8 protein-coding genes are annotated in these 7,459 nt (G+C 58.3%); 3 read left to right on the forward strand and 5 right to left on the reverse strand.

The genetic code is table 11. From position 1 onward, the window contains the following. Window positions 1-9 precede the first annotated feature (9 nt). Window positions 10-1,818 carry an aminopeptidase P family protein gene (locus AC1RPZ_RS16985; RefSeq protein WP_493138125.1) on the forward strand — a complete coding sequence of 603 codons (1,809 nt, stop codon included), beginning with the start codon at window positions 10-12 and terminating at the stop codon, window positions 1,816-1,818. A 15-nt stretch (window positions 1,819-1,833) separates the two neighbouring features. Here AC1RPZ_RS16985 and AC1RPZ_RS16990 read toward each other — a convergent pair whose 3' ends face one another. Next, window positions 1,834-2,748, reverse strand: coding sequence for a LysR family transcriptional regulator (locus AC1RPZ_RS16990; RefSeq protein ID WP_493138126.1), 915 nt, complete (start codon window positions 2,746-2,748; stop codon window positions 1,834-1,836). 114 nt (window positions 2,749-2,862) lie between these two features. Here AC1RPZ_RS16990 and AC1RPZ_RS16995 point away from each other — a divergent pair, with 114 nt between their 5' ends. After that, entirely contained in the window at window positions 2,863-3,861 is a 999-nt protein-coding gene (locus AC1RPZ_RS16995) for a zinc-dependent alcohol dehydrogenase family protein (RefSeq protein WP_493138127.1), read from the forward strand. Here AC1RPZ_RS16995 and AC1RPZ_RS17000 read toward each other — a convergent pair. Then, window positions 3,858-4,448, reverse strand: a complete 591-nt coding sequence (locus AC1RPZ_RS17000; protein ID WP_493138128.1) for a 2-hydroxychromene-2-carboxylate isomerase — start codon at window positions 4,446-4,448, stop codon at window positions 3,858-3,860. The genes AC1RPZ_RS16995 and AC1RPZ_RS17000 overlap by 4 nt on opposite strands. 37 nt (window positions 4,449-4,485) lie before the next feature. Further along, window positions 4,486-5,226, reverse strand: coding sequence for an SDR family oxidoreductase (locus tag AC1RPZ_RS17005; RefSeq protein WP_493138129.1), 741 nt, complete (start codon window positions 5,224-5,226; stop codon window positions 4,486-4,488). Window positions 5,227-5,318: 92 nt separating this feature from the next. Here AC1RPZ_RS17005 and AC1RPZ_RS17010 point away from each other — a divergent pair, with 92 nt between their 5' ends. Then, the gene (locus AC1RPZ_RS17010; RefSeq protein ID WP_493138130.1) at window positions 5,319-5,888 is read left to right on the forward strand and encodes a TetR/AcrR family transcriptional regulator; all 570 of its coding nucleotides are present in this window, start codon (window positions 5,319-5,321) and stop codon (window positions 5,886-5,888) included. 12 nt (window positions 5,889-5,900) lie between these two features. Here AC1RPZ_RS17010 and AC1RPZ_RS17015 read toward each other — a convergent pair whose 3' ends face one another. Together AC1RPZ_RS17015 and rhtA are read right to left on the reverse strand one after the other, a co-directional pair. Beyond that, window positions 5,901-6,182 carry a hypothetical protein gene (locus tag AC1RPZ_RS17015; protein ID WP_493138131.1) on the reverse strand — a complete coding sequence of 94 codons (282 nt, stop codon included), beginning with the start codon at window positions 6,180-6,182 and terminating at the stop codon, window positions 5,901-5,903. A gap of 153 nt (window positions 6,183-6,335) precedes the next feature. Then, window positions 6,336-7,223, reverse strand: coding sequence for a threonine/homoserine exporter RhtA (rhtA, locus tag AC1RPZ_RS17020; RefSeq protein ID WP_493138132.1), 888 nt, complete (start codon window positions 7,221-7,223; stop codon window positions 6,336-6,338). Between the last annotated feature and the right edge of the window lie 236 nt (window positions 7,224-7,459).

Here is a 7,459-nt window from a genome sequence, read left to right on the forward strand (position 1 = left end):
GGAGACATGATGAGTACGCAGCCTTTGACCCACGGAACGGTTCCCCAGCGCCTGGCGCACACTCGCGAGCTGATGAGCCGGGAGGGTATCCACGCCTTGCTGGTGCCGTCGGCCGACCCGCATTTGTCGGAATACCTGCCGGGTTACTGGCAGGGGCGTCAGTGGTTGTCGGGTTTTCATGGCTCGGTCGGCACGTTGATCGTCACCCAGGACTTCGCTGGCGTTTGGGCCGACAGTCGCTACTGGGAACAGGCGACCAAGGAGCTCAAGGGCAGCGGCATCGAGTTGGTAAAACTTCAGCCTGGCCAACCCGGCCCGCTGGACTGGCTGGCCGAACAAACTCCGGAAGGGGGTGTGGTTGCGGTCGACGGCGCGGTCATGGCCGTGGCGTCGGCGCGTTCACTGAGCAGCAAGCTCGAGGAGCGTGGCGCACGGCTGCGCACTGATATCGATCTGTTGAACGAAGTCTGGAGCGATCGCCCGAGCCTGCCGAATCAACCGATCTATCAGCACTTGCCGCCGCAGGCCACCGTCAGTCGTGGCGAGAAACTCGCCAAACTGCGTGAAAGCCTGAAAGCGCGCGGGGCCGATTGGCACTTCATCGCCACCCTTGATGACATCGCCTGGTTGTTCAACCTGCGCGGCGGCGACGTATCGTTCAACCCGGTGTTCGTATCATTCGCTCTGATCAGTCAACAGCAGGCAACCTTGTTTGTCGCACTGAACAAGGTCGATGCGCCACTGCGCGCGATCCTCGAACAGGACGGCGTGACCCTGCGCGATTACAGCGAAGTGGCCTCGGCGCTGGCTGCTGTGCCAAATGGCGCAAGCCTGCAAGTCGATCCGGCGCGGGTGACGGCCGGTCTGCTGGATAACCTTGGCAGTGGCGTGATGCTGATTGAAGGTCTGAACCCGACCACGTTGGCCAAGTCGCAGAAAAGTCTCGCCGATGCCGAACACATCCGTCAGGCCATGGAGCAGGACGGTGCGGCGCTGTGCGAGTTTTTCACCTGGCTGGACAGCGCACTTGGCCGCGAACGCATCACCGAGCTGACTATCGACGAACACCTGACCGCTGCCCGTACCCGTCGTCCGGGCTATGTGTCGCTGAGCTTCAACACCATTGCTGCATTCAACGCCAACGGCGCAATGCCGCACTACCACGCCACCGAGGAAGAACACGCAGTGATCGAAGGCGACGGCCTGTTGCTGATCGACTCCGGCGGCCAGTACCTGGGTGGCACCACCGACATTACGCGGATGGTACCGGTGGGGACGCCGACTGCCGAGCAGAAACGCGACTGCACACGCGTGCTCAAGGGCGTGATTGCCTTGTCCCGTGCGCAGTTCCCGCGTGGCATTCTCTCGCCGCTGCTCGACTCCATCGCGCGTGCGCCGATCTGGGCTGAAAGCGTCGACTATGGTCACGGCACCGGGCATGGCGTCGGTTACTTCCTGAACGTTCACGAAGGCCCGCAAGTCATCGCCTATCAAGCCGCGCCGGCGCCGCAAACCGCGATGCAGCCGGGGATGATCACCTCGATCGAGCCGGGCACTTATCGTCCGGGTCGCTGGGGTGTGCGGATCGAGAACCTGGTGTTGAACCGCGAGGCGGGCAGCAGCGAGTTTGGCGAGTTCCTCAAGTTCGAAACCCTGACCTTGTGCCCGATCGACACCCGTTGCCTGGAACCTTCGTTGCTCACCCAGGATGAGTGCGAGTGGTTCAACGCTTATCACGCGCACGTTCGTGAGCGTTTGAGTCCCTTGCTCGACGGTGCTGCGCTGGCGTGGCTGAACACCCGAACCGCAGCGATCTGAGTCGGTGTTGCGCCGTCAGTCTTCAGACGGCGGCGCAAGCTCTGGCGCGTGGGCGAGGGCCTCGCTCATGTAGTCGACGAATGCCTTGAGCCTGGCCGACTGGCGACGATTGGCCGGGGACACGGCATGGATTGGCAGCGCTTGTGCGCGGTAATCCTGCAAGATCGCGGTCACCCGACCGGCCTTCAAATCCTCACTGAACAACCACACGGGCGACAGCGCAATACCCAGCCCGCCCAACACCATCTCGCGTATGGCCTCCGAACTGTTGCTCTGGGCGTTGCCTTTGATCCGCACGCTGTAGCGCTGAGCGTTTTTTTCGTAGATCCACTGATTCTGGCTGCTCAGCAGGTTGAACAGCAGGCAGTTATGCCGGCTCAGCTCTTCCGGTGTTTGCGGTCGGCCATGACGAGCCAGGTAGCCGGGACTGGCGACGGTGACTCGATGGGTGGTGCCAATCTGCCGGGCGATCAAACCGCTATCGCTCAACTCGCCGATGCGTAACGTAACGTCCAACCCCTCGCTGACCAGGTCTTGATTCTGATCGCTGAGTTGTAAATCGATTTCTACATGTGGATAGCGCTCAAGGAAATCCGGCAGCCGTGCGGCAATCTGCAATCGCCCGAAGCTGACGGAGGAGCCAACCCGCAAAGGCCCGGCGACCGCTTCCCGTCCGGACTGGAAGCTGTGTTCGGCCGCATCGACCGCCGCAAGAATCCGTCGGCATTCGTTGTAGTAGCGCTGGCCTTCGTCGGTCAGCGAAAGCTGACGGGTACTACGAGCAATCAGTTTGCCGCCGAGTTCTGTTTCCAGCGCTCGGAGGATTTTGCTGATGGTCGGTTGGCTGGTCTGCAGTTCCCGAGCGACGGCGGAGAAACTGCCGCGTTCGACCACACGCACGAAAACCGCCATTGCATTGAGTTTGTCCAAGGGTTTTCTCATTGATGCCAAATGGGCATGGCCACTATAGCTATATAGCGTCTTATCGGCATGAGTTGGTGGGTGGATGATCAACGCAACTCTCCACTGACATGAGATTGCGAAATGACTGACTCACTTGAAATGCTCGCCCTGATCGTCGACTCGGCCAATGCACCGTTTCGTTTGGCCTCCATCCCAAAGCCTGTGCCTGAAGCCGGGCAGGTGTTGGTCAGAATTGTCGCCAGTGGGGTGAACCCATTGGACGGGAAAATCCGTGCCGGGCAGGCGGCTCACGCACGTCACTCATTGCCGGCGGTGTTGGGAATGGATCTGGCGGGGATTGTCGAGGCGCTCGGCGCCGGGGTCAGTGATTGGCAGGTCGGCGATGAGGTGTATGGCATGGCGACCGGGATTGGCGGTCAACAGGGTTCACTGGCGCAGTTCGCCGTTGTTGATGCACGGCTGCTGGCGCGCAAGCCGGCGAATTTGAGCATGACTGAGGCGGCAGGGCTGCCGTTGGTACTGATTACTGCGTGGGAAGGGTTGGTGGACCGCGCCCAGGTTCAGCCTGGCCACAAGGTGTTGATTCATGGTGGTGCTGGCGGTGTCGGGCATGTGGCGGTGCAGTTGGCGCGGGCATTCGGTGCCGAGGTATTCGCCACGGGGTCGGCCAGGCAGCAGGCGATTATCGAAAGCTTCGGCGCGACCTTTATCGATTACCGTCAGCAGTCGGTTGAACAGTATGTAGAACAACATACGGCGGGGGAGGGTTTCGATATTGTTTACGATACGGTCGGTGGCGAAACGCTGGATGCGTCGTTCAAGGCTGTACGCACTTATCAGGGGCACGTGGTGAGTTGTCTCGGTTGGGGGCAGCACAGTCTGGCGCCATTGTCGTTTCGAGCGGCGAGTTACTCCGGAGTCTTCACGTTGCTGCCCTTACTGACGGGCAAAGGTCGCGCGCATCACGGACAGATTCTCGGTGAGGCCGCGAAGCTGATTGAAGCAGGACGGCTGAAACCCTTGCTCGATCCTCGGCGGTTCACGCTGCAAACCGCCGAGGCAGCCTATGAGCTGCAAACCTCGGGGGCAGCGCAGGGCAGACTGGTTATCGAGATCTAGCCCAAGGCCTCGCGGACAAAATCCAGGCGATCCTGACCAAAGAACATCTGGTTATCGACAAACATGCTCGGCGCACCGAACACTCCCCGTTGGATCGCTTGCTCGGTTTTGTCCTTGAGTGCGGCTTTGACTTCTTCATCAGCAGCCAAGGCCAGCACTTCGTTGGGATCGAAGCCGTGTTCGGCCAGCACTGCGGCGACGGTAGCCGGGTCGTTGAGGTTGCGGCCATCAACCCAGAGTGCACGGAACAGGCAGTCGATAAAGTCGAGGAAGCGCTCGGGGTGCCGCAGTTGGATGCCGGTGACGGTGCGCATCAGCAGTAGGGTATTGATGGGGAAATGCGGGTTGAGCCTGAATGGGACGTCGTAGCGTTTGGCGTAGCGATCCAGGTCCAGGAACATGTAATGACCCTTGGCCGGGATCGCTGCCGGTGAGGCATTGCCGGTGGCTTTGAATACGCCACCCAGCAACATCGGCTGATAGATCAGTTGGCTCCCGCTTTGCTCACAGATTTTCGGCAGTTGGGTATAGGCCAGGTAAGTGGCAGGGCTGCCGAGGTCGAAGAAGAACTCTACGCGTTTGCTCATGTTCGATGCGCTCTGATTATTGTTATAGGGGGAGGGCTTACCAGCGTTCGCTCCAGGGCCGCAGATCCAGTTCGAAGGTCCAGGCGTCGCGTGGCTGGCTGTGCAGATACCAGTAGTTCTCGGCGATGTGTTCGGGGTTGAGAATCCCGTCCTGGTCCTTGAGGGCATACTTTTCCGGGAAACTGTCGCGAATGAAGTCGGTATCGATCGCGCCATCGACCACGATATGGGCAACATGGATATTCATCGGGCCCAGCTCCCGCGCCATGCTTTGGGCCAGCGCGCGAATGCCATGCTTGGCGCCGGCGAACGCCGCAAAACCAGCAGCGCCGCGCATGCCGGCGGTAGCCCCGGTGAACAGGATGGTGCCGCGTTGTCGGGTGGCCATGCGCTTGGCCACTTCACGAGCGTTGAGAAATCCAGAGAAACAGGCCATTTCCCAGATCTTGAAATACTTGCGTGCGGTTTCTTCCAGAATGCTGCAAGGCACGTTGGCGCCGATGTTGAAGACAAAGGCCTCAATCGGGCCAATCTGGCTTTCGATCTGTTCAACCAGCGCGATCACGTCCTCTTCCTTGCGCGCATCACACGCAAAGCCGTGAGCCTCACCACCACTGGCGTGAATGGCATCGACCAATGGTTGCAACTTGTCTGCGCTGCGACGAGTGACGCAGGCAATAAATCCTTCTTGTGCGAAACGCTTGGCAATAGCTCCACCGGTGGCATCGCCAGCACCGACAACCAGTACGACTTTCTTGTTATTGATAGCTGTGGTCATAGTTATCGCTCTTTGGTAAACGGTCGTTAACCAAACGAACGTTATGCTACGATCCTGAATACGTCAAGGCGATGGGTTCTCGGGGGGAAGCGATGCGTTACTCAGCCAGTCATAAGCTGGAAACCAGGCAGAAACTGCTTGAAAGCAGCTCGGTGTCAGCCAAGAAAGAGGGTTTTTGCACGGTGGGTGTTGACGGCTTGATGAAAGCCATAGGGCTCAGTGGCGGCGCGTTTTACAGCCACTTTTCCTCGAAAGATGAACTCTTCAGTTCGATCGTCGAGCGTGAGCTGTGCCAGAGTCTTGAGCGATTGAACTGCAATGGCGAGCTGAGTCGAACCAAGCTGGAGCGTTGCCTCAAGCATTACCTGAGCATGGCGCATGTCGAGCACCCCGAGTCTGGGTGTGCGCTGCCGGCACTTGGTGCAGAGATCGCTCGCTCCGACACCGCGGTACGCCAGCAAGCGGAGCAGTGGATTTGTCGGCTGCAGGAGAGTTGGGCACGCATCCTGGAGAGCGACAGCCTAGCCTGGGCCATTCTGTCGCAGTGCATCGGCGCGTTGGTAGTCGCTCGAATGCTGGTGAGTCCGGATGTTCAGCGCAGTGTGTTGCAATCCAGCTACGAAGAAATCGGGCGCCAGATTGCCGCTCAAGGCGCTGACTAAGGCAGCATCAGGCTATTTGCAGATAACGATCATGCTACGGCTGGTATAGCCGGCGGGGTTGATGCCAAACGGATAGTCACCCGGGTCTTCCACCGCGTCTCCGGATTTTGCAAGCACCTTGTAGCCTTTTGGGCCACATGAGTTAGCTGCACTCGTGTAGCACTTGTCCCAGGAAGACGAGAGGCCTGAGCAGTTGATATGCAGACCTGTTTTTCCGCGCTTGACCTCTGTCCTGGAGGTCGCAGCGCAACCGGTGATGGTCAATACAACAAACAATACCAAAAATCGTTTCATTCCCATCCCTATGCGGTCTCGGGTCTGGCAGCATGCGCTTTCGTTTTTATCGTTAGTGATATCCCTATCCGAAAAAATCCATGTCTGACACTGAGTTGCGGCTAAACATGGCTCAATTGAGCAGCAAATACCAGACCTTCGTAAAAACATGTTTCAATCTACTGACACCAAAGGCTTGGACTCACTGCGCATGGTCATGGTCGCGCCTACGGACGCCAGAATGATGCAAATGATGGCCATCCACTGTGCCAGGGACAAGTATTCATGCAGAAACAACAGCCCGGATAATGCACCGAACGAGGGTTCAATGCTCATCAGTGTGCCGAAGGTACGTGCTGGCATCCGGGTGAGGGCAACCATCTCAAGGGTGTACGGAAGGGCAGTGGACAGAATCGCAACGCCGATCGCGATGGGAATCAGCGAAGGTGTGAGCAATGCCGCCCCGGCATGGACGATGCCAATAGGCGCGACGAAGAGTGCTGCAATCATTACGCCTAACGCAGCGGTCTGGACGCCGTTGTCTGCGCCGGCCTTCTGACCAAACAAAATGTACAGCGCCCAACATACTCCGGCGCCCAGCGCGTAGCCGGCACCTATCAGGTCAATGCTCGCGTTTGTTGCGTCTTTAGGTATAAGCAGCAACAAACCGACGATGGCCAGACCGATCCACAGAAAATCGATCGCCTTGCGTGAGGCATAGATTGCCACTGCCAACGGGCCCGTGAACTCCAGAGCGACGGCAATTCCGAGCGGGACGCTTCTCAGCGACATATAGAAGAGGAAGTTCATGCCGCCCAGCGCCATGCCGTAGATGATGACGGTGCGTAATGACTTGGTGGTAAGCTTGGCCTTCCAGGGACGCAATAGCAGTAACATGATCACGCTGGCGAAAATCAGTCGCAGGGTGGTCGTCCCTTGCGCACCCACTATCGGGAACATGCTTTTTGCCAGGGAGGCTCCAGACTGGATCGACGCCATGGCTATTAATAGCAGGCCAACCGGGAACAGAGTCGATGCAAGGCTGCGGGGTTGGTCATTCATTGCTTGGCGTCGTCCGAAGTGAGAGGCGAGAGAGTGTACGTGTGACACATCATGCGTAACTAATAGCTGTTGAGCAATATACTGCGCATTCTTTATAGGTGCTTCTATATATAGGCCGTATTGAGTGCCGTTTTTCGATTTCTGATAGAAAAACTAAATTAGGTGTTGACGGCAGATTCTGGACGTCTATAATTCGCCCCACTTCCGGCGCAGTCGAAACGGAAAACTCCTTGGTA

Source organism: Pseudomonas sp. GW822-FHT02D10 (assembly GCF_058802345.1).

Coding starts and splice junctions, on each gene's coding strand:
- AC1RPZ_RS16985 (WP_493138125.1), top strand. CDS start 10: ATGAGTACGCAGCCTTTGACCCACGGAACGGTTCCCCAGCGCCTGGCG.
- AC1RPZ_RS16995 (WP_493138127.1), top strand. CDS start 2,863: ATGACTGACTCACTTGAAATGCTCGCCCTGATCGTCGACTCGGCCAAT.
- AC1RPZ_RS17000 (WP_493138128.1), bottom strand. CDS start 4,448: ATGAGCAAACGCGTAGAGTTCTTCTTCGACCTCGGCAGCCCTGCCACT.
- AC1RPZ_RS17005 (WP_493138129.1), bottom strand. CDS start 5,226: ATGACCACAGCTATCAATAACAAGAAAGTCGTACTGGTTGTCGGTGCT.
- AC1RPZ_RS17010 (WP_493138130.1), top strand. CDS start 5,319: ATGCGTTACTCAGCCAGTCATAAGCTGGAAACCAGGCAGAAACTGCTT.
- AC1RPZ_RS17015 (WP_493138131.1), bottom strand. CDS start 6,182: ATGAAACGATTTTTGGTATTGTTTGTTGTATTGACCATCACCGGTTGC.
- rhtA (WP_493138132.1), bottom strand. CDS start 7,223: ATGAATGACCAACCCCGCAGCCTTGCATCGACTCTGTTCCCGGTTGGC.